The sequence below is a fragment of the Neorhizobium turbinariae genome (assembly GCF_023223505.1).
Lineage (GTDB): Bacteria > Pseudomonadota > Alphaproteobacteria > Rhizobiales > Rhizobiaceae > Neorhizobium > Neorhizobium turbinariae.
The window spans coordinates 82,788-101,462 of record NZ_JALPRY010000012.1; the positions used below are offsets into that span (position 1 = coordinate 82,788).

Consider the following 18,675-nt stretch of genomic DNA (forward strand, 5'->3'; position numbering starts at 1 on the left):
TCAGAATGAGAGCCCAACCAAAGGCCAGCCACTTCATCGACGGGGAATATGTCGAGGACACCGAGGGTGCGGCGATAGAGAGCCTTTATCCGGCGACCGGCGAGGTGATTGCGCGCCTGCATGCGGCAACGCCGGCGATCGTGGAACAGGCCATTGCGGCTGCCAAGCGCGCCCAGCTGGAATGGGCGGCGATGAGCCCCACCGCGCGCGGTCGCATCCTCAAGCGCGCCGCCGACATCATGCGCGAGCGCAACCGCGAGCTTTCCGAACTCGAGACGCTCGATACGGGCAAGCCGATCCAGGAGACGATCGTCGCTGATCCGACCTCCGGCGCCGACAGCTTTGAGTTCTTCGGCGGTGCGATCGCCGCCGGCTTGAACGGCAGCTATATCCCGCTTGGCGGCGACTTTGCCTATACCAAGCGCGTGCCGCTTGGCGTCTGCGTCGGCATCGGCGCCTGGAACTATCCGCAGCAGATCGCCTGCTGGAAAGCCGCGCCGGCGCTCGCAGCCGGCAATGCCATGGTGTTCAAGCCATCCGAAAACACGCCACTCGGGGCGTTGAAGATCGCCGAGATCCTCCTTGAGGCGGGCCTGCCGAAGGGTCTCTTCAATGTGATCCAGGGCGACCGCGCCACCGGGCCGCTTCTCGTCAACCATCCCGACGTCTCCAAGGTCTCGCTCACCGGTTCGGTGCCGACCGGCCGCAAGGTCGCCGCGGCAGCCGCTGGAAACCTGAAGCACGTGACGATGGAACTCGGCGGCAAGTCGCCGCTGATCATCTTCGACGATGCCGATATCGACAGCGCAATCGGCGGGGCGATGCTCGGCAACTTCTATTCGACCGGCCAGGTCTGCTCCAACGGCACGCGGGTCTTCGTGCAGAAGAGGGTCAAGGACATCTTCCTGTCGCGGCTGAAGGAGCGCACGGAAAAGATCATCATCGGCGATCCATTGGACGAGGCAACGCGACTCGGCCCCATGGTGTCGTTCGACCAGCGCCAGAAGGTCCTATCCTACATCGACAAGGGCAAGGCCGAGGGCGCGCGGCTGATTACCGGCGGCGGCTTGCCGAACCATGTGACGGGCGAAGGGTATTACATCCAGCCGACGGTGTTCGCCGACGTGGCCGACGAGATGACCATCGCGCGCGAGGAGATCTTCGGGCCGGTGATGTGCGTGCTTGATTTCGAGGACGAGGACGAGGTGATCGCCCGCGCCAATGCAACCGAGTTCGGCTTGTCCGCTGGCGTGTTCACCGCAGACCTTTCTCGCGGGCACCGGGTGGTCGACCAGTTGCAGGCCGGCACGCTCTGGATCAACACCTACAACCTCTGCCCGGTCGAAATCCCCTTCGGTGGTTCCAAGCAATCGGGCTTCGGGCGGGAGAATTCACTGGCGGCGCTTGAGCACTATTCCGAACTGAAGACGGTCTATGTCGGCATGGGCAAGGTCGAGGCACCGTATTGAGGGGTACGGAATGAGAAGTGCGGATTTCGTTATCGTCGGTTCCGGCTCGGCCGGCTCTGCCATGGCCTATCGCCTGTCGGAAGACGGCAAACATTCGGTGATTGTCATCGAGGCGGGCGGCTCGGATTTCGGGCCGTTCATCCAGATGCCGGCGGCGCTTGCCTGGCCGATGAGCATGAAGCGCTACAACTGGGGTTACCTCTCGGAGCCCGAGCCGAACCTCAACAACCGCCGCATCACTGCTCCGCGCGGCAAGGTGCTGGGTGGCTCCTCCTCCATCAACGGCCTCGTTTACGTGCGTGGCCATGCTGAGGACTACAATCGCTGGGAGGAGCTTGGCGCGTCCCGCTGGGCCTATGCCGATGTGCTGCCATACTTCAAGCGGATGGAGCATAGCCACGGCGGCGAGGACGGCTGGCGCGGCACCGACGGGCCGCTGCATGTGCAGCGCGGGCCGGTGAAGAACCCGCTGTTCCACGCCTTCATCCAGGCCGGCGCCCAAGCCGGTTTCGAGACTACAGAGGATTACAACGGATCAAAGCAGGAAGGCTTCGGCCTGATGGAGCAGACGATCCACCAGGGCCGGCGCTGGTCTGCGGCAAACGCCTATCTGCGGCCCGCCTTGAAGCGGCCGAACGTGGAACTGGTGCACGGTTATGCCCGGAAGATCGTCATCGAAAACGGCCGCGCCACGGGCGTCGAGATCTCCCGTCGCGGCGTGACGGAAACGGTGACGGCCAATCGCGAGGTGATCGTTGCTGCGTCCTCGTTCAACTCGCCGAAACTGCTGATGCTGTCCGGCATCGGGCCAGCGGCGCATCTCAAGGAGATGGGCATCGAGGTGAAGGCGGACCGGCCGGGCGTTGGCGCCAACCTGCAAGACCATATGGAATTCTATTTCCAGCAGGTCTCCACCAAGCCGGTTTCGCTTTATTCCTGGCTGCCCTGGTTCTGGCAGGGGGTGGCCGGCGCCCAATGGCTGATGACGAAGAGCGGATTGGGCGCATCCAACCAGTTCGAGGCCTGCGCCTTCCTGCGCTCGCAGCCGGGGCTGAAACAGCCGGACATCCAGTATCACTTCCTGCCGGTGGCGATCTCCTATGACGGCCGTGCGGCGGCGAAAAGCCACGGCTTCCAGGTGCATGTGGGCTACAACCTGTCGAAGTCGCGCGGAACGGTGACGCTGCGCTCTCCTGATCCTGCCGCCGAACCCGTGATCCGGTTCAATTACATGAGCCACGAGGAAGACTGGATCAAATTCCGGCACTGCGTGCGCCTGACCCGCGAGATCTTCAGCCAGAAGGCATTTGATGACTATCGCGGGCCGGAGATCCAGCCGGGCGAGCACGTGCAGACGGACGATCAGATCGATGCCTTCCTGCGCGAGCACCTGGAAAGCGCCTACCACCCTTGCGGCACCTGCCGAATGGGCCGCGCGGACGATCCGCTTGCGGTTGTCGATCCGGAATGCCGGGTGATCGGGGTCGAGGGCCTGCGTGTGGCGGACAGCTCGATCTTTCCGCATGTGACCTATGGCAACCTCAACGGCCCATCGATCATGACCGGGGAAAAGGCCGCGGACCACATCCTCGGGCGCCAGCCCCTGCCCCGCTCCAACCAGGAGCCGTGGATCAACCCACGCGCCGCGGTGAGCGATCGCTGATCAATGATAATCGTCTTCGCGCTGATGCCGGACGGCGAGAATAGTGATGTTCTGGTTCTCCTCGATCTCGAAGAGAACAACGTAACCAGAGTTTCCAAACGGGATCAGCATTTCCCGCAGGAAGGCGTTCTCGGCGTCGACCTTGCGGTAGCTGAACGGAAACTCGGATATGGCGGCAATTCCTTTCTCGAGCGATAGGTACGCCCGTTGCGCCGCAGATCTGTCCTGTCGCAACAGAAAGCCGTATAGTCGGTGGATATCTTCTCGCGCGCGCTTGGTTAGTCTAATCGCGCGGCTCATCGCCATCCTCTTCAGCTAGTTTAGCATCGAGCATGGCCTTCAGTTCGCCAAGGACGAGTTCAGCGCTGTAGTACTCTCCGGTGCGCTTAGCCTCCTCACGTGATGCCAACCCCCTCGCGATGAACTCGGCTTGTGACTTCCGGACATGCACTTGCTGACGCAGCGAACTTTCGACAAAGGCTGACAGCGTCTCGCCTTCCTTCAATACGCTTTCGGCGGCAGCGCGCAGTTCCGGATCGACGCGGAGCGAAGGAATGGTGGCGGTCTTCATGGCATCACCTCATGCGTTGCATTTGCGATGCATGATGCGCGTGATTGGCCTGATTGGCAAGATGTCCTCATCGGACACTTCTTACGGCGTCATCGATTGGGAAAATCTTCCAGCGTGTGGGGCGGAAGCGCAGGGTGCTGCCGAGTTCCACCGGTGCATGAAGCGGCACTTCCACCTCCACGTGGTATGGTGCATGCCCGTCATTGGCGATGTCGATTTCTGCGATGCGCGTGCCGGCCAGTCTTCGAAGCGCGGTGATCTTGCCGGACAATGCGTCCTGCGATTCCACCAGTTCCACATCCTGCGGGCGGAAGAACAGCTGTCCGGCGCCCGCAGCGCCTTGCGCACTGCCGATCGGCTGGCCCTGGAACAGCACCGTGCCATCCCGCACCTCCACCGGAAGCTGGGAGGATTCGCCGATGAAGGAGAAGACGAAGGGCGAACCCGGCCGGTCATAAACATCATCCGCCGAGCCGACCTGCTCGATCTTGCCCTGGCTCATCACCACGACGCGGTCGGCAAGCTCCAGCGCTTCCTCCTGGTCATGGGTGACGAAGACGGTCGTGTGCCCGGTGCAGTTATGGAATTCGCGCAGCCAGCGACGCAGCTCCTTGCGGACCTTGGCATCGAGCGCGCCAAACGGCTCGTCGAGCAGCAGGATGCGCGGCTCGATTGCCATGGCGCGGGCAAGTGCCACACGCTGGCGCTGGCCACCTGACAACTGGTTCGGGTAGCGCTTCTCCAGCCCGCCAAGCTGCACCATTTCCAGGAGTTCCGATACCCGGCGGCGGATCTCCGCCTTCGGCGGCCGGTTTGCGGCAGGGCGCACCTTGAGCCCGAAGCCGATGTTCTGCGCCACCGTCATATGCCGGAAAAGCGCATAATGCTGGAATACGAAGCCGACATTGCGCTCCTGCACGGAATGATGCGAGGCATCCTGGTCACCAAAGAAGATGCTGCCGGCAGTCGGGAAATCCAGGCCCGCAATCAGACGCAGCAGCGTGGTCTTGCCGGAGCCGGAGGGTCCTAGCAGCGCAATGAGTTCCCCGGACGCGATCTTCAGCGACACGTCGTTGAGAGCCGGAAAGCGCTCGAACTCCTTGCGGATGTTTTGGATGGTCACTTCCATTCAATATTACCCTTAGTGTCTGCCGCCGGAATTGCCGGCACCGAAGCGAAGTTCCAGGATTGTCTTGAGAGCGAGCGTCACGAGCGCAAGACCCGCAAGCAGCGAGGCGACGGCAAAGGCTGCAACCATGTTGTACTCATTATACAGGATCTCGACATGCAGCGGCATGGTGGTGGTGATGCCGCGGATCCGGCCGGACACCACCGACACCGCACCGAATTCGCCCATGGCGCGCGCGTTGCAGAGAAGCACGCCGTAAAGCAGGCCCCACTTGATGTTGGGCAGCGTCACATACCAGAAGGTCTGCCAGCCGGAGGCGCCCAGCGAAAGTGCCGCCTCCTCGTCTCCCGTGCCCTGGTCCTCCATGAGCGGGATCAGCTCGCGGGCCACGAAGGGAAAGGTCACGAAGACGGTGGCGAGCACGATGCCCGGCACCGCAAACAGCACCTCGACGCCCAAGCTTTTCAGCCACGGTCCGAGCAGGCTGCCGCTGCCGAAAAGCAGCACATAAACGAGCCCCGAGATGACCGGCGAGATGGAGAACGGCAGGTCGATCAAGGTAATGAGGAAGGCCTTGCCTCGGAAATCAAACTTGGCAATTGCCCAGGAGGCGGCAAGGCCGAAGGCGAGGTTCAAGGGCAGGGCGATCGCCGCAACCAGGAGGGTCAGGCGGATGGCGGCCGCCGCATCAGGCTCCACCAGCGCTTCAACATAGGTGTCCCAACCGCCCCGAAAGGCTTCCACGAACACCGTCACCAGCGGCATCAGCAGGAAGAACAAGAGGAAGGCGAGCGCCAGGAAGGTCAGGAGCAGTTTGGCGCCCAGGCCTTCGTCGGCGGGATTGCGGAAACGGGGGGCGCGGGGCGCGATCGAACGGCTCTGGTCAGGCATTGCCGTATCTCCTGCGGCTCCAGGCCTGGATGAGGTTGATCACGAAGAGCATGGCAAAGGAGATCAGCAACATGATGGTCGCGATCGCCGTCGCGCCTGCATAGTTGAACTCCTCGAGCTTGATGACGATGAGGAGCGGCGCGATCTCCGATACATAGGGAATGTTGCCGGCGATGAAGATGACCGAACCGTATTCCCCGACCCCACGGGCAAAGGCGAGCGCGAAACCGGTCAGGATCGCCGGCGTCAGTGCCGGAAGCAGGATCTGGGTGATTGTCTGGAAGCGGTTGGCGCCGAGGGTGGCCGCGGCCTCCTCCACTTCGTGGTCGATCTCTTCCATCACCGGCTGCACCGTGCGCACCACGAACGGGAGCCCGATGAAGATCAGCGCGATGACGATGCCAAGCGGCGTGAAGGCAATGCGGAACGGCATGAACAGCGAACCGACCCAGCCTTGCGGCGCATAGATGGCGGTAAGCGCAATGCCGGCAACCGCTGTCGGCAGCGCAAACGGCAGGTCCACCATGGCGTCGATCAGCCGCCGCCCGGGGAAATTGTAGCGCGTCAGCACCCAGGCCACGACCACGCCGAACACGACATTGACCGCGGCCGCCACGAAGGCCGTGCCGAAGGAGACATAAAGCGCACGCAGCGTCCGTTCATCCGTCAGGATGGACAAGAAGCCGCCCCAGCCGAGGGCGGCGCTGCGCCAGAACAGTCCGGCGATCGGGATGAGGATGATCAGCGACAGGTAGGCGAGCGAAAAGCCGAGCGTCAACCCAAACCCGGGGATGATGCTCGGCTGTTTCATTCGCCACCGCGCAGGCGCGGTAGCTATGTTGGTCATCGGCAGGCCCGGTTCACTTTCCAGCTGGCTTGTAGATCTGGTCGAAGATGCCGCCATCGCCGAAATGCTCCGGCTGTGCCTTGCGCCAGCCGCCGAAGATCGGATCATCGATCGTCACCAGCTTGATGTCCGGCAGGGCCTTCAAGAGCTCCGGCTTCACGACGTCGCGCTTCGACGGCCGGTAATAGTGCTTGGCGGCGAGGTTCTGCCCTTCATCGGTATAAAGGAACTGCAGGTAAGCCTCGGCGAGCTTGCGCGTGCCCTTGGCATCGACGGTTGAGTCAACCACGGCAACCGGTGGTTCGGCGAGGATGGATATCGGCGGCACGACGATATCGAAGGCGTCCTTGCCGAACTCTTCGCCGGCAAGATAGGCCTCGTTTTCCCAGGCCAGCAGCACGTCGCCGATCTGGCGCTGGGCGAAGGTGACGGTCGAGCCGCGCGCACCCGTATCAAGCACCGGTGCCCGTTTGTAGAGATCGGCGATGTAAGCCTTGATCTTCTCCTGGTCGCCCTTGAACTCCTCACTGGCCCAGGCCCAGGCGGCAAGATAGTTCCAGCGGGCGCCGCCGGAGGTCTTCGGGTTCGGCGTGACGATCTGCACGTCGTCCTTCACGAGGTCGCCCCAGTTTTGGATGCCCTTCGGGTTGCCCTTGCGGACAAGGAAAACGATCGTCGAGGTATAGGGCGAGGAATTGTTCGGCAGGCGGGTGCGCCAGCCCGGCTTGATCTTGCCCGCCTTCTCGATCGCATTGATGTCGGATTCCAGCGCCAGCGTCACGACATCGGCTTCGAGGCCATCGATGACGGAGCGAGCCTGGGCGCCGGAGCCGCTGTGCGACTGGCGGATAACGACATCGTCTCCCCCTTGTGCCTTCCAGTATTTGGTGAAGGCGGCATTCACATCCTTGTAGAGTTCGCGTGTCGGGTCATAGGACACGTTAAGCAGTTGATCGGCGGCAAACACCGGAGTCACGGCGCCGAGCGGCATGGAAAGCGAGAGCGTGAGACCGAGTGCTGCGGCGCTAAAGCGCTTGGCGAAATTCAACATGCAGTTCCCTCCTGAGGCTCTTCGGAAACTCTATCGAGGAAGTCGTCTTAGTCAACGGACGCCCAAAAGAAGGCAAAACTGTTTCCCGCGGGCGGGTTCAGGCAGCAAAGAACACGTTGGAGCCGGTCGAGGGGGAAGAACAGGAGCACTCCCGAAACGGGTGCGGACAGAAACCCAATCCACCGGAACTGGGCCCTCCAGTTACCTCCCACTAGCTCCTGGGCCGTTCCCTTCGCTTCCCGACGACACCATATGAGGGTACATCAGCATAAACGAGATGAACAGGAGTTTGGCTTGAGCGTCGCATTCATGAAGGAAGAGAGCGCGGAAACCGCAGCAGAAACCTTGCTGCCGGACCGTCCCATCTCCCCTCACCCGAACCTCGTGACGGAGACCGGGCTGAAGACGCTCGAGGCGCAACTTTCGGAAGCACGTGCGGCTTACGAGGCAGCATCGGCGATCGAAGACGTTAACGAGCGACGCCGGCAACTGGCCGGGCCGACACGCGACCTGCGCTATCTCACCGAACGGTTGCGCACTGCGCAGGTGATGCCACATCCCGGCCCAACCGACGTCGTCGCCTTCGGAAGCACGGTGACCTTCAGCCGCGAGGACGGCCGCGTCCAGACCTATCGCATTGTGGGTGAAGACGAGGCCGACCCGAAACAGGGAACGATCTCCTATGTCTCGCCGGTCGCACGGGCACTGATCGGCAAGGCCATCGGGGAACTGGTGACCGTGGGCGAGCAGGAGTTGGAGGTGACAGCGATTGGGTGACTGGCTCTAGGCCAGGCTCACGCCGTCAGCAGTTCGCGCATCGGTGCTGGCTCGACGCCGCCTGCGCCTTCCACGGCGTCGGCGATCGTGGTGTTGAAGAGCACGTTGCGGGTCGCGTCGGCGACGCGGGCAAAGACGTGGCGGATTTCGCACAGGTGTTCGCCATCGCAGTCTTCGCAGCGCCGATAGGCCGTTTGCGAGAGGCAGGGAAGCGGTGCGATCGGCCCGTCCACGAGGCGCAGAACTTCGCCGAAGGTGATGGTATCGGCCGGCTTCAGGAGGAGATAACCACCCTGCTTGCCGCGGCGGCTGACGACCATGCCGGAACGCTTCAGGTCCAAAAGGATCTGCTCCAGGAACTTCTTCGGAATGCTTTGCTGGACGGCAATCTCCGAGATCAGCATCGGCTCGTCCGGATCAGCCTGCGCCAAAGCCGTCAAGGCTCGCAAGGCATATTTTGCCTTTTGGGATATCATCACGCAACCATCAAAAAGAATACGCCGCCGCAAGATGTTTGAGCACCCTGCAACGCCGATCATCGGCTTGTTTTTCAAGCTGCGGCACGGATTTTCCAAGCCCGCCGCCGGCCCAAGCTGACCCCGCAGAGCGGGACTTGCTGGACGTTCTTCGGGCATAGCTCAAATTCCTGAGAAATACAAACCAATGCGGCGGTTTCCTGCCGCAAATGCAGTCACAAATCATGAAGGCGGCAAGTTTTCTGTGTGAACGCATCTTTGGAGTGAGATTTGCTCCACATCCGACGCCAAACAAACCGGCTTTCCTGTCTTTTCGCAAAAGCACGTGGATACTTTAGGAAAAGACGATGAAAGCCTTCCGATGACACTCCACATGCCCATCCAACAAGATCCTGCCACGCTGGCAGCAATGCTTGACGTGGAACTGCCGCGGCTGGACCTCGCGGGCCGCCTGGCGCTAGTCGCGCGCACCGGGCGGGCGGTGTTCACCACCTCGCTTGGCATCGAGGACCAGGTAATCACCGCGGCAATCGGCACGCACCAACTGCCCATCGACGTTTCCACGCTCGAGACAGGCCGGCTGTTTCAGGAGACAGTCGACCTCATCGTGCAGACGGAAGAACGCTACGGCATCGAGATCCGCCGTTTCCGGCCGGAGCCGCAGGACGTCGAGGCCTATGCCGCCCAGTATGGCCTGAACGGTTTCTACGAAAGCGTCCAGGCACGGCACGCCTGCTGCTTCGTGCGCAAACTTAAGCCGCTGGCGCGGGCACTGGCCGGCGCGGAGATCTGGGTGACGGGCCTGCGCCGTGGGCAGTCCGGCAACCGCGCCTCGATACCGTTTGCAGAGTATGACGCGGACAAGAACCTCATCAAGGTGAACCCACTTGCCGACTGGGAGATCGAGACGATCCTCGCCCATGTTGCGGCGGAAGCCATTCCCGTCAATCCCCTGCATGGCCGCGGTTACCCCTCGATCGGCTGCGAGCCATGCACCCGTGCCATCAAGCCCGGCGAACCTGAACGCGCCGGCCGATGGTGGTGGGAAAACGACGAAAAGCGCGAATGCGGCCTGCATGTGCCGGAAAACGCTGCTCAGCCTGTTCCCCAGGCCACCCCACAATCGAGCCAGATCGCCCGCTAGACTTTTGTGTTTGTTTCAGAATACCGGAGACCGTAATGCCCCTGTCAGTTCAGGAAACGGACATCAAGAACCCACCCGTTTCCCGCCCGCCGCTCGACCCCCACCTCAAGGCCCTCGAAAACGAAGCCATCCACATCTTCCGCGAAGTTGCGGCGGAATTCGACAAGCCGGTCATGCTGTATTCGATCGGCAAGGATTCCTCCGTGCTGCTGCACTTGGCGCGCAAGGCGTTTTACCCCGGTCGGGTGCCCTTCCCGCTCCTGCATGTCGACACGACCTGGAAGTTCCGCGAGATGATCGAGTTTCGCGATGAGATCGCCGCGAAATACGACCTCGACCTGGTCGTGCACACCAACCCGCGTGGCAAGGCCGAGAACATTACGCCGTTTACCCGCGGTTCAGCCTTCTACACCGACATCATGAAGACCGAGGCCCTGCGCCAGGCGCTCGATGCCGGCGGCTATGACGCAGCCTTTGGCGGCGCACGGCGCGATGAAGAAGCCTCGCGCGCCAAGGAGCGCATCTATTCCTTCCGCACGCCGGACCACAAATGGGATCCGCGCAACCAGCGCCCGGAACTCTGGAACATCTACAACGGCATGATCCGTCAGGGCGAAAGCGTGCGCGCCTTCCCGCTGTCGAACTGGACCGAGGTGGATATCTGGCGTTACATCCAGGCCGAAGACATTCCGCTTGTGCCGCTCTATTTCGCCGCCGAACGCCCTTATGTGGAGCGCGACGGCATGATGATCCTCGCGGAGGATCCCCGGCTTGAGTTCCAGCCGGGCGAAGAGGTGAAACGCGGCATGATCCGCTTCCGTACGCTTGGGTGTTTTCCGCTGACGGGCGCGATTCCCTCCACCGCCACCACGCTCGAAGAGGTGATCGCCGAGCTCGAGATCGCCACCGTTTCGGAACGGCAGGGCCGCGCCATCGACCGGGATCAGTCCGGCTCGATGGAAAAGAAGAAGCGCGAAGGATATTTCTGAGATGACCGCTCCCGCACCTTCGACCTCCGCCACCATCCTTCCCTTCGTGGAGCCCGCCAAGGCACGCGACAGCCGGCCGCTGCGGCTCATCACCTGCGGATCGGTGGACGACGGGAAGTCGACGCTGATCGGCCGCCTGCTGTGGGACACCAAAGCGGTGAAGGAGGACCAGGCGGCGACGCTTTCGCGCGACAGCGGCAAGCAGAACGATCTCGGCCTGCCGGACTTCGCGCTGCTGCTGGACGGGCTGCAGGCCGAGCGGGAACAGGGTATCACCATCGATGTCGCTTACCGCTACTTCTCCACCGATCGTCGCTCCTTCATCGTGGCCGACACGCCCGGCCATGAGCAATATACCCGCAACATGGCGACCGGCGCCTCGACCGCCGATCTCGCCGTGCTCCTGGCGGACGCCCGCGCCGGGCTGCTGGAGCAGACGCGTCGCCACGCCACGATCGCGTCGCTGATGGGCATCCGCCAATTCGTGCTGGCGGTGAACAAGTTCGATCTCGTCAATTACGACCGGGCGATCTTCGACCGGATTTCGCACGAGTTTCGCGAATTCGCGCTGTCGCTCGGCGTGCGCCAGATCACCGCAATCCCGATGTCTGCCCTCAAGGGCGAAAATGTCGTTTACCCCTCGAGCGGTGCCATGCCGTGGTATGAGGGCCCGACGCTGATCGAGGCGCTGGAACTCGCCACGGTGCGCTCGGCCCAGGCGGGCGGTTTTCGCCTGCCGGTGCAGCGCGTGGCGCGGCCGGGTGAAGGTTTTCGCGGTTACCAGGGAACGGTCGCCGGCGGCTCGATCAAGCCGGGCGATTCCGTTGCTATCCTGCCGTCCGGCACGATCGCCAACGTCAAGCAGATCGTCACCTTCGACCTGGTGCGCAATGCGGCTGTGGCGGGTGATGCCGTCACCCTCGTGCTCGACCGGCAGGTGGATGTGGCACGCGGCGACATGATTGTGTCCATCGACGCGCAGCCGATGACCGGCGACCGCTTCGACGCGCAGATCGTCTCACTGCAGCCAAGCGGCATCGAGCCCGGCAAGCGCTATTGGCTGAAAAGCGGCTCGCGCCGCCAGCGCGTGACGATCGAGCCCGTGTCACAGCTGGAGCTTTCGACCGGCAAGTGGCAGCCGCATGCCATGAAGCTTGCCATGAACGCGATCGGCAAGGTGCACCTGTCGTTCGAGGAACAGGCTGTCTTCGACCCTTATGACCAGAACCGGCTGACCGGCGCCTTCATCATCATCGATCCGGATACGCTGAATACGGTGGCAGGTGGCATGATCACCGCCAGGCGCGAAGATCTCGGTGGCATCCACATCCAGCGGGAGGGTGAGCGGGTAATCATGTCCTTGCCGGCCGATCTTGCCGAACAGATCATGGCGAGCGAGGTCTTCAGGCGTCGCCGTGACGAGACTGAGGTGAAGCGCATGACCGCGAGCCAGGCGGCTGACATCTTCCGCGACGCTGCAAGCGACATCTGACGCGTTCGCCAGAACGAAATCAAAAGCCGCCGGGACATGAACCATCCGGGCGGCTTTGTCTTTATCAGGACGCCGTCAGGAGCTCGGTGCAATAGCTCGGGCCATTGGCTCCGGGGCGATCCGACACGATGGTGATGTCGCGGATCACATAGCTGCTGGACACGGTGATCTTGGCCGAGCAGCTGACGCTCGAGCTGCGGCCGTTCTGCTGCTTGATGCGCTTGTAGCCACCGCGCCAGTTGTAGACGGTGTTAGAGCCGTCGTCATAGTCGCTCAGCGGCGGGCTGTATTTTGCAAAAAACTCGCCGGCCGAACGGCCGACCCAGCGCGTCTCGATCGGGTTGCTCGCCACGCCTTTTGCGGTTGTGCAGGAGGAAAGAGCGATTGCCAGAATGATGGCGGATGCGGCAGCGCGGCGGCTCATGGTAAGAGATCCCTTGATGTGAAAGAACAGGCTTGGCCTTCGGAGCGAAGTCACTATCAGATTTGCCGCGCCTTCTGCGAGCACGCCGTGCCCCTCGCCTCTCAAAAAGCTCCATGCGGCGCTTTTTTGCAACGGCTGAAGGGCTCTGGAGCCCGCCGCAAAATCTTCTTTCGATTTTTGCAAAGAGGCGCTTGTCGAAACAAAAATGCTGGTCTATAGAGGCGCCGCTGGTCACGGAGTGTAGCGCAGTCTGGTAGCGCACCACGTTCGGGACGTGGGGGTCGCAAGTTCGAATCTTGCCACTCCGACCAGATTAAGGCCTTGAAAATTCGGCCTTTTCCTCCCGAAAGATTTTCTCCGCGAAAACCATTCTCGACTTACCGGACCGATTGCGGACCGTTTTCCCTCCGGACTGTCTCCGGGAGGGTCTCAGAACGCGTTCGCTGCAGCCTTCTGGAACTCCGGATCTGCGTGCGAATAGGTGCGTTCAAACTCCTCTACCGTAAGGCCAAGGGATGCTGCTGCTTCGTGAACGTCGATCCCTGCCTGGGCCAGCCAGGTGGCTCGCGTATGGCGCAGAACATGCGGCGTCACGTCGTCGCCGAAGCCGGCTGCTTTCCGGATGGTTCGGAAAGCCTTGTGAGGCTTCGCGATCTTCTCGCCGCCATAGGTGACCACGTAACGCAGGCTGACTTTCTTGCCTGTTTCGTCGATCACGGTATCCCGGGCCTTCCAGTAGCGCAGAAAGCGCAGCAGCCGAGGAGGAGCCTTGACGGGCGTACGGCGCTTGTTGTGAGCAACACGCTCCCCTTCAGCCCTGCGATAGATGACACCACGATCGAGGTCGACATGGCCGCCGTTGGTATTCGGCATCCATTGCAGATTGAGGACCGCGGACAGGCGGGTGCCTGTGTAGAGCCCGATCATGATCAGCCGCACCAGGTGCTGGCATTGCTTCTCGCGACGAGCTGCACGAAGCAGCCGCGCGACCTCCTGGCGCGTCATCCATCGCTGACGCGGATCTCCCTTCTCCGGCAGGGTGATCTTCGGGACCATGTCGAGTTGTTTTCGGCGTGGTAGTAGTTGATGGCCGCGCGCAACACTTCCAGATCCCGTCGTGCGCCGCCTTCGTTTCCACGCTCCTCGGCATAGTCACGGCACGTCCTGCCCCTGATTTCGGTCAAGGTCATCTCGCCAAAGAAGTCATTGACGCGTTCAAGCGTGGCCAAGGTTTCTTTCGGACGCGCTGTCTTCGGCGCCTTCTCCTCAGCGTAGACGATGATGATATCACCTATGGTGACTTCAGCGGCACGACTGCTGCGATGGGGCCGGTATTGGCTGGTGATGTACTCGGCAAGCCGTTCCTGAGCTGCTTCAATCTCAGCCTCGCTGCATTCTGTGCTGAGGCGCCTGTTTCCGTCCTTGATGATCCAGGTTCCGGTGTCTGGCCGGAGCCAGAGCCTGGCCGGTCTTCGTTTTTGCGACATCTCTCAATCATCCTCCTGATTCCGTTGCGGGTAACAAAGTCCTTGTTGGCAATCCGGATGATCTCCAGATTGCCTTTCGCAGCTTCAGTGCGGAGAGAGGACTTCGTCAAGCGGCCGTGAAAGAACACCTTTGCGGCTTCCCCCAACGGGATCGGATCGTCATCGCCGAATTCAGAGTTATTCATAGCTTGTGCTCCTCCCTCGATAGGGGCGCGGGCGACACCGCGATTTCCGCGACTGGCTCGACCATAACTTGGCGCTGAGCCGTGGGCGTGTTGGTGCCGCCCCAGAAGAACTCGCCAGACGATACGATGTAAGCGTCTATCCGGCCCTCGTTGGTGCCATACTCCGTCTTGAGGCACAGTTCGCCATCGTAGCGGAAAAGTCCTATCGGGCAGTCAGCGAGAGTCACCATTTTCGGCTGGGGCGCGGGGGTTTTGGTCAGTTCGGCATAGCGAGCAAGAAACGCTTCTGCTGCCTGCTCAGGCGTCCAAGGCGTGATGTGGAAATCGTAAGGCTCGATGTCCGTTAGCGACCACTTCTCACCGCGCCAGAGCAACAAGTCTCGGCGCTCGGTCGCCAGCATCCGCACATCGTGATGTTTCAAGGTGACAGGGTCCGTCATAGTGATGCCGAACCTCTTGAGGATTGCGGCCTCGCACCGCTTCTCGATCGCTTTGAACGACGGGTTTAGGGATTTCAACGGAGCGGTCATGTCGCCGCAAACGGCTTCCCCAACCTCGTGCATAAGCGCCTGCAGCCTTAGTTCTGCCGGCACCATCAGGCTCATCAGGACGCAATGCTGCGCGACGGAGTAGAATACGCGGCGCTGCAGGAGGCGGCTGAAGCACTGGCCCGCGCACCGGCCTTCGAAGGCGAGGCCGTAGGCGATATCCTCGATCGTGATCTCGCTGCTCTCCGGATCTTCAAAGTCAAAGTATGTGCCAGAGCCGAGCAATATTGTGGGGCCGATCGCCTGACGGATGACGCTTGCGCGCATGGTTTCAATGGCGGCTTCGTCATGGGTGACAGAATTTGTCATGCTGCGATCCTCGCGTGTTCGCGGATGGCAGCCGCCACCTGCTGGTTTACGTCGGGTTCAAGGTTGAAGAAGCCGAGCTGTCCTCGGCAGGCGATCAGCGGGAGCGGGAAGGCATCGCGCAGCACAAAGCCAAACTTGCCGTAGAACCACTGGCTCTCCATCTCTCGAACGCAATCCACGATGCGGGCCATGCCGACCACGCCGCCGCGCGGCATTGCCATCTGATGATCGTCGTCTTTGTCGATCTCCGATTTCGAGACGCCGGCATGGACGATGAACCAGCCTCGACCTTTGGTCGGCCAGTCACGATTTTCGACGTCCTTACCGTCGTGGAAGATGTGATGCGGGTACGGCTGCTTGATGCTGAGTGATTTGATCTCACCGGCCGCAACCCGATCTGCGAGCTTGAGGAAGTCGATCATCGGCCGGCCTCCGATGCTCGTTTCCACGCGGCAAGAAGGCGCTCGACCAGTTGCTGTCCTACATCCTCGTCAGCATCACCGTAATCATCGTCGCGGTAATTGAGCGCGGTGTAAATCAGATCCTGATCGTCCAGCTTCCATTCGACGTTCCGTTTCGGGCCGTCGAAGTAAGACCAGTCGAGCGCCGGCACATGGTTCTGTGGCGGAGCATTGAAAGCGTTGCAGGAGTCCATATATTGATCTTCAGACGGTTCGTCGGTCGCTTCTTTGACCTTGCTCGCGTCATCAGGCTGACACCCTTCGCTAACTCGTAGGCCCGTTCGATCATGTCCGGGGCCGTGTTTGCTGCGAACGCTCAGATTTCCATCAATTTGATCGTAGCCGCCATCGCGGACCAGGAGAGATCCATGACAATCACGCTTGTCATCAGACTGCGTAAGCTCGCCGTAGCAGACATCATCAGCATTGCTTTCTTTGGACTGGAGGTCTTCAGAACTTTCCAATAGTCCAGACCGAGCCGGGCCTTGTCCCGGCTCCCCATTCATTTTCGGTTGGGGCGCGGGGGAGCGGCGCTCAAGATTGGAAAGGGCCGTCGCAGCCATCTCAGGTGTGTCGACCGCGATGATCTCCGGAAGCCACATCAGCATGTTTTCGCGCCTGCCGATGACCACTACAGGCTTGCCCTGGCCGAGCGCGATCCCGGCTTCTACGAACTTGCCGCCGGGGTAACGATCCGGGCCGGCTATAATCACGAGCGCATCCGCCTCCGTAACGTCTTCAAAGTCCTCGGACGCAATCTCGATCCGCTCTTCGACGGTGTGTTCCTCAGTCTTCAGGAACTCCTTCCCATGCCAGCGGCTCGTGATGTTGTGCCCTGCGATAGACAGGACGTGGGCGGCATGGGTTGCCGCTAATCGCTCGTGAGATGCCACGTATATTTTCATGCCACCTTCTCCAGGTCCATTTCTGCCAACTGGCAGAGGAAGTCGCAGGCCGGCGCGATCGGGTTCGTGACCGGCCAGTCAGCAGGGATTTCGTCAATGAAAATGCGCTCGTCCTTGATGCGGGCGAGGCGCGCACCGATGCGGCGGGACCGTTCGGCCATGGCAGCGAAGCGATCAGGGAAGCGCAGCCGCAGCAGCGACCAGTAATCTGGAGAGGTCGCCTTTGCGCATCCTGTTTGCAGGCAGTTCGCGTTCGGGAAGCCCATGGCATACGTGCGAGGCGGCTCTATGCCAGCGCGGTAAAGCATTCCAAGCGCGGCGGCCTTGTTGACGCCGGCCTCGATCAACGGAGCCTTGACCGTGAGTTCTGGAAAGTTCTCCTGCAACCGTGCAAATCGTGCCAAGTCTTCCTTGTCGGCGGTGTAGCCGAACACATGAACGTCGTCCGGACGCTGGAAGGCCAGCCTGGGGGCGATCTTCGTCTCGGTCGTGCATGGCGCGCCATTGATGCCGGCCATGTACTTCCGGCGCTCCCACACATCTACGACGCCTTCGTACTCATCCGACTTGATGATTGTGACCGACCGATTGAGCCAGCGCACCACGTCAGCTTCGAAACGGTGGTTACCCGACCGACAAGGCGCGGGCGATGCTCGCCTGGCTCGACGAGAGCGGCCAGGTGGAAGGATCTCCCGATCCTGTTCCGGCAGTCGCTGTCGAGCGTACGATGGAAGAACGGATCGACGCCTCCGGCCTCGTCGCCACGGTTGAGCGGGCGCGCAAGCTGCTCGACGACGGCGACGTGATCCGCGCCCGGATCGTGGCGGCAGGCGCTTATGCGCAAGCCAAGACGGAAGCGCAGTTTGCAGAAAAATTCGGCGCGACGGAAGCGCTGGTTGCCAAGGCGCGGCAGCTGCAGGGCGATGCGCTGCTGATCGAAGCGCGGGCCAAGATGGCGATCGCCAACGAATGGGATGCTGCCCAGGCGGCGGGGCTTGTCGGCTCCACGGCGAAGGGCGGAAGGCCGAAAACCGTTCCAGACGGAAACGGTTTGGTCGCAGCCGATACGGGGCTTTCGCGCAAGGAAATCCATGATGCGCGCAAGCTGGCGGAAGCCGAGCGCGGCGCGCCGGGCATCGTGGAGCGGGCGATCGCGGCACGGCTGGCCGCGGGACTGGAGCCGAGCCGGGCGAACCTGCGGGCGGCGGTCGGCACGTCTTCGGCCAGCAGGCAAGATCGCGGCAACAACCTCTACGAAACTCCGCCTGAGGCGATGTTCGCGCTGCTGGCGCTGGAGCGGTTCGGCCTCTGGATCCTTGAGCCTGCCTGCGGGCGCGGTGCGATCTCGAAGCACCTGGAGCGCGAGGGCTTCGGCGTCATCCTGTCGGATCTCATCGACTACGGCACCTGCGACAGCGACGGCGTGTGCCAGGAGGTGCAGGACTTCCTGCAGACGGATCGCCACGAGGCTGAGCCGGACGTCATCTCCAACCCGCCCTATGGCGAGGTCATGAATGCCTTCATCGCGCATGCGCTCAAGGTGCACAAGCCGCGCAAGATGGCGCTGCTCCTGAACCTCAACGTGCTGGCCGGTTTCGAGGACGAGGATCGCAACTTCTACATGGAGGAATGCCCGCCGGCGCGCATCCACGTGTTCAAGCGGCGGCTGCCGATGATGCACCGCGACGGCTGGGACGGAAACGAGGCTTCCAGCCGCATGAACACGGCGTGGTTCGTGTGGGAGCTGCAAGCAGACGGCACCTACGGCAAGCAGACGGTGATCAACCGGGTGGACTGGAAGGACTACCTGAGCCTCACGAGGGCGTAAGCGCCCGCACCAACAACCATCACAGGAGG

Annotated in this window: 21 protein-coding genes and 1 tRNA gene; 9 read left to right on the forward strand and 13 right to left on the reverse strand. The window is 61.9% G+C overall.

The window, feature by feature from the left end:
* Positions 1-5 precede the first annotated feature (5 nt).
* Both betB and betA read left to right on the forward strand, forming a co-directional pair.
* The gene (gene betB / locus M0654_RS11100) at positions 6-1,469 is read left to right on the forward strand and encodes a betaine-aldehyde dehydrogenase (protein ID WP_248683147.1); all 1,464 of its coding nucleotides are present in this window, start codon (positions 6-8) and stop codon (positions 1,467-1,469) included.
* 10 nt (positions 1,470-1,479) lie between these two features.
* Entirely contained in the window at positions 1,480-3,132 is a 1,653-nt protein-coding gene (gene betA / locus M0654_RS11105) for a choline dehydrogenase (RefSeq protein ID WP_248683148.1), read from the forward strand.
* Here betA and M0654_RS11110 read toward each other — a convergent pair whose 3' ends face one another.
* The 6 genes from M0654_RS11110 to M0654_RS11135 all read right to left on the reverse strand — a co-directional run bounded on the left by M0654_RS11110 (position 3,133) and on the right by M0654_RS11135 (position 7,621).
* Positions 3,133-3,438, reverse strand: coding sequence for a type II toxin-antitoxin system RelE/ParE family toxin (locus M0654_RS11110; RefSeq protein ID WP_313791079.1), 306 nt, complete (start codon positions 3,436-3,438; stop codon positions 3,133-3,135).
* Positions 3,416-3,703, reverse strand: coding sequence for a YlcI/YnfO family protein (locus tag M0654_RS11115; RefSeq protein ID WP_248683149.1), 288 nt, complete (start codon positions 3,701-3,703; stop codon positions 3,416-3,418). The genes M0654_RS11110 and M0654_RS11115 overlap by 23 nt, the downstream gene beginning before the upstream one ends.
* A 67-nt stretch (positions 3,704-3,770) precedes the next feature.
* Positions 3,771-4,832 (reverse strand): sulfate/molybdate ABC transporter ATP-binding protein, encoded by a 1,062-nt coding sequence (locus tag M0654_RS11120; RefSeq protein WP_248683150.1) that lies wholly within the window; start codon positions 4,830-4,832, stop codon positions 3,771-3,773.
* A gap of 12 nt (positions 4,833-4,844) precedes the next feature.
* A complete protein-coding gene (gene cysW, locus M0654_RS11125) occupies positions 4,845-5,723 on the reverse strand; it encodes a sulfate ABC transporter permease subunit CysW (protein WP_248683151.1) in 879 nt (292 codons plus the stop codon).
* Positions 5,716-6,570, reverse strand: coding sequence for a sulfate ABC transporter permease subunit CysT (cysT, locus tag M0654_RS11130; protein WP_248683152.1), 855 nt, complete (start codon positions 6,568-6,570; stop codon positions 5,716-5,718). The genes cysW and cysT overlap by 8 nt, the downstream gene beginning before the upstream one ends.
* Positions 6,571-6,583: 13 nt before the next feature.
* Positions 6,584-7,621, reverse strand: a complete 1,038-nt coding sequence (locus M0654_RS11135) for a sulfate ABC transporter substrate-binding protein (RefSeq protein ID WP_390920042.1) — start codon at positions 7,619-7,621, stop codon at positions 6,584-6,586.
* 294 nt (positions 7,622-7,915) lie between these two features.
* Between M0654_RS11135 and greA the strand changes: the two genes are divergently transcribed.
* A complete protein-coding gene (gene greA / locus M0654_RS11140) occupies positions 7,916-8,398 on the forward strand; it encodes a transcription elongation factor GreA (RefSeq protein WP_248683153.1) in 483 nt (160 codons plus the stop codon).
* Positions 8,399-8,415: 17 nt separating this feature from the next.
* Here the strand turns inward: greA and M0654_RS11145 are convergent, their stop codons facing one another.
* Positions 8,416-8,874, reverse strand: coding sequence for an RrF2 family transcriptional regulator (locus tag M0654_RS11145; protein ID WP_248683352.1), 459 nt, complete (start codon positions 8,872-8,874; stop codon positions 8,416-8,418).
* A gap of 373 nt (positions 8,875-9,247) precedes the next feature.
* Here M0654_RS11145 and M0654_RS11150 point away from each other — a divergent pair, with 373 nt between their 5' ends.
* From M0654_RS11150 to cysN, 3 genes are read left to right on the forward strand one after another with little or no spacing between them, the layout of a single operon-like run.
* Positions 9,248-10,018, forward strand: coding sequence for a phosphoadenylyl-sulfate reductase (locus M0654_RS11150; RefSeq protein WP_248683154.1), 771 nt, complete (start codon positions 9,248-9,250; stop codon positions 10,016-10,018).
* A gap of 35 nt (positions 10,019-10,053) precedes the next feature.
* Positions 10,054-11,007, forward strand: coding sequence for a sulfate adenylyltransferase subunit CysD (cysD, locus tag M0654_RS11155; RefSeq protein ID WP_248683155.1), 954 nt, complete (start codon positions 10,054-10,056; stop codon positions 11,005-11,007).
* A 1-nt stretch (position 11,008) separates the two neighbouring features.
* Positions 11,009-12,499, forward strand: coding sequence for a sulfate adenylyltransferase subunit CysN (gene cysN, locus M0654_RS11160; protein ID WP_248683156.1), 1,491 nt, complete (start codon positions 11,009-11,011; stop codon positions 12,497-12,499).
* Positions 12,500-12,563: 64 nt separating this feature from the next.
* Here the strand turns inward: cysN and M0654_RS11165 are convergent, their stop codons facing one another.
* Positions 12,564-12,923 (reverse strand): hypothetical protein, encoded by a 360-nt coding sequence (locus M0654_RS11165; RefSeq protein WP_118848923.1) that lies wholly within the window; start codon positions 12,921-12,923, stop codon positions 12,564-12,566.
* Positions 12,924-13,157: 234 nt separating this feature from the next.
* Between M0654_RS11165 and M0654_RS11170 the strand changes: the two genes are divergently transcribed.
* Positions 13,158-13,234: transfer RNA gene (locus M0654_RS11170), tRNA-Pro, on the forward strand.
* A gap of 118 nt (positions 13,235-13,352) precedes the next feature.
* On the opposite strand, the gene M0654_RS11175 is transcribed toward M0654_RS11170, so the two are convergent.
* Positions 13,353-13,979, reverse strand: coding sequence for a tyrosine-type recombinase/integrase (locus M0654_RS11175; RefSeq protein WP_248683157.1), 627 nt, complete (start codon positions 13,977-13,979; stop codon positions 13,353-13,355).
* Between the two features lie 17 nt (positions 13,980-13,996).
* Here M0654_RS11175 and M0654_RS11180 point away from each other — a divergent pair, with 17 nt between their 5' ends.
* Positions 13,997-14,530, forward strand: a complete 534-nt coding sequence (locus tag M0654_RS11180; RefSeq protein ID WP_248683158.1) for a hypothetical protein — start codon at positions 13,997-13,999, stop codon at positions 14,528-14,530.
* A 61-nt stretch (positions 14,531-14,591) separates the two neighbouring features.
* On the opposite strand, the gene M0654_RS11185 is transcribed toward M0654_RS11180, so the two are convergent.
* The 4 genes from M0654_RS11185 to M0654_RS11200 are packed head-to-tail and all read right to left on the reverse strand — an operon-like array spanning position 14,592 to position 17,420.
* On the reverse strand, positions 14,592-15,452 hold the full coding sequence (locus tag M0654_RS11185; protein ID WP_248683159.1) for a hypothetical protein: 861 nt from the start codon (positions 15,450-15,452) through the stop codon (positions 14,592-14,594).
* Positions 15,449-15,874 carry a hypothetical protein gene (locus M0654_RS11190; protein ID WP_248683160.1) on the reverse strand — a complete coding sequence of 142 codons (426 nt, stop codon included), beginning with the start codon at positions 15,872-15,874 and terminating at the stop codon, positions 15,449-15,451. The genes M0654_RS11185 and M0654_RS11190 overlap by 4 nt, the downstream gene beginning before the upstream one ends.
* Positions 15,871-16,818, reverse strand: a complete 948-nt coding sequence (locus M0654_RS11195; protein WP_248683161.1) for a hypothetical protein — start codon at positions 16,816-16,818, stop codon at positions 15,871-15,873. The genes M0654_RS11190 and M0654_RS11195 overlap by 4 nt, the downstream gene beginning before the upstream one ends.
* Entirely contained in the window at positions 16,815-17,420 is a 606-nt protein-coding gene (locus tag M0654_RS11200; protein ID WP_248683162.1) for a hypothetical protein, read from the reverse strand. Before M0654_RS11200 ends, M0654_RS11195 begins: the two co-directional genes overlap by 4 nt.
* A gap of 47 nt (positions 17,421-17,467) precedes the next feature.
* Between M0654_RS11200 and M0654_RS11205 the strand changes: the two genes are divergently transcribed.
* Positions 17,468-18,646 carry an SAM-dependent methyltransferase gene (locus M0654_RS11205; protein ID WP_248683163.1) on the forward strand — a complete coding sequence of 393 codons (1,179 nt, stop codon included), beginning with the start codon at positions 17,468-17,470 and terminating at the stop codon, positions 18,644-18,646.
* Positions 18,647-18,675: the final 29 nt, after the last annotated feature.

Bases quoted from the DNA above. Each gene is read 5' to 3' on its own strand.
- betB (WP_248683147.1), top strand. From the start codon at position 6: ATGAGAGCCCAACCAAAGGCCAGCCACTTCATCGACGGGGAATATGTC.
- betA (WP_248683148.1), top strand. From the start codon at position 1,480: ATGAGAAGTGCGGATTTCGTTATCGTCGGTTCCGGCTCGGCCGGCTCT.
- M0654_RS11110 (WP_313791079.1), bottom strand. From the start codon at position 3,438: ATGGCGATGAGCCGCGCGATTAGACTAACCAAGCGCGCGCGAGAAGAT.
- M0654_RS11115 (WP_248683149.1), bottom strand. From the start codon at position 3,703: ATGAAGACCGCCACCATTCCTTCGCTCCGCGTCGATCCGGAACTGCGC.
- M0654_RS11120 (WP_248683150.1), bottom strand. From the start codon at position 4,832: ATGGAAGTGACCATCCAAAACATCCGCAAGGAGTTCGAGCGCTTTCCG.
- cysW (WP_248683151.1), bottom strand. From the start codon at position 5,723: ATGCCTGACCAGAGCCGTTCGATCGCGCCCCGCGCCCCCCGTTTCCGC.
- cysT (WP_248683152.1), bottom strand. From the start codon at position 6,570: ATGACCAACATAGCTACCGCGCCTGCGCGGTGGCGAATGAAACAGCCG.
- M0654_RS11135 (WP_390920042.1), bottom strand. From the start codon at position 7,621: ATGTTGAATTTCGCCAAGCGCTTTAGCGCCGCAGCACTCGGTCTCACG.
- M0654_RS11145 (WP_248683352.1), bottom strand. From the start codon at position 8,874: ATGATATCCCAAAAGGCAAAATATGCCTTGCGAGCCTTGACGGCTTTG.
- M0654_RS11150 (WP_248683154.1), top strand. From the start codon at position 9,248: ATGCCCATCCAACAAGATCCTGCCACGCTGGCAGCAATGCTTGACGTG.
- cysD (WP_248683155.1), top strand. From the start codon at position 10,054: ATGCCCCTGTCAGTTCAGGAAACGGACATCAAGAACCCACCCGTTTCC.
- cysN (WP_248683156.1), top strand. From the start codon at position 11,009: ATGACCGCTCCCGCACCTTCGACCTCCGCCACCATCCTTCCCTTCGTG.
- M0654_RS11165 (WP_118848923.1), bottom strand. From the start codon at position 12,923: ATGAGCCGCCGCGCTGCCGCATCCGCCATCATTCTGGCAATCGCTCTT.
- M0654_RS11175 (WP_248683157.1), bottom strand. From the start codon at position 13,979: ATGGTCCCGAAGATCACCCTGCCGGAGAAGGGAGATCCGCGTCAGCGA.
- M0654_RS11185 (WP_248683159.1), bottom strand. From the start codon at position 15,452: ATGACAAATTCTGTCACCCATGACGAAGCCGCCATTGAAACCATGCGC.
- M0654_RS11190 (WP_248683160.1), bottom strand. From the start codon at position 15,874: ATGATCGACTTCCTCAAGCTCGCAGATCGGGTTGCGGCCGGTGAGATC.
- M0654_RS11195 (WP_248683161.1), bottom strand. From the start codon at position 16,818: ATGAAAATATACGTGGCATCTCACGAGCGATTAGCGGCAACCCATGCC.
- M0654_RS11205 (WP_248683163.1), top strand. From the start codon at position 17,468: ATGCTCGCCTGGCTCGACGAGAGCGGCCAGGTGGAAGGATCTCCCGAT.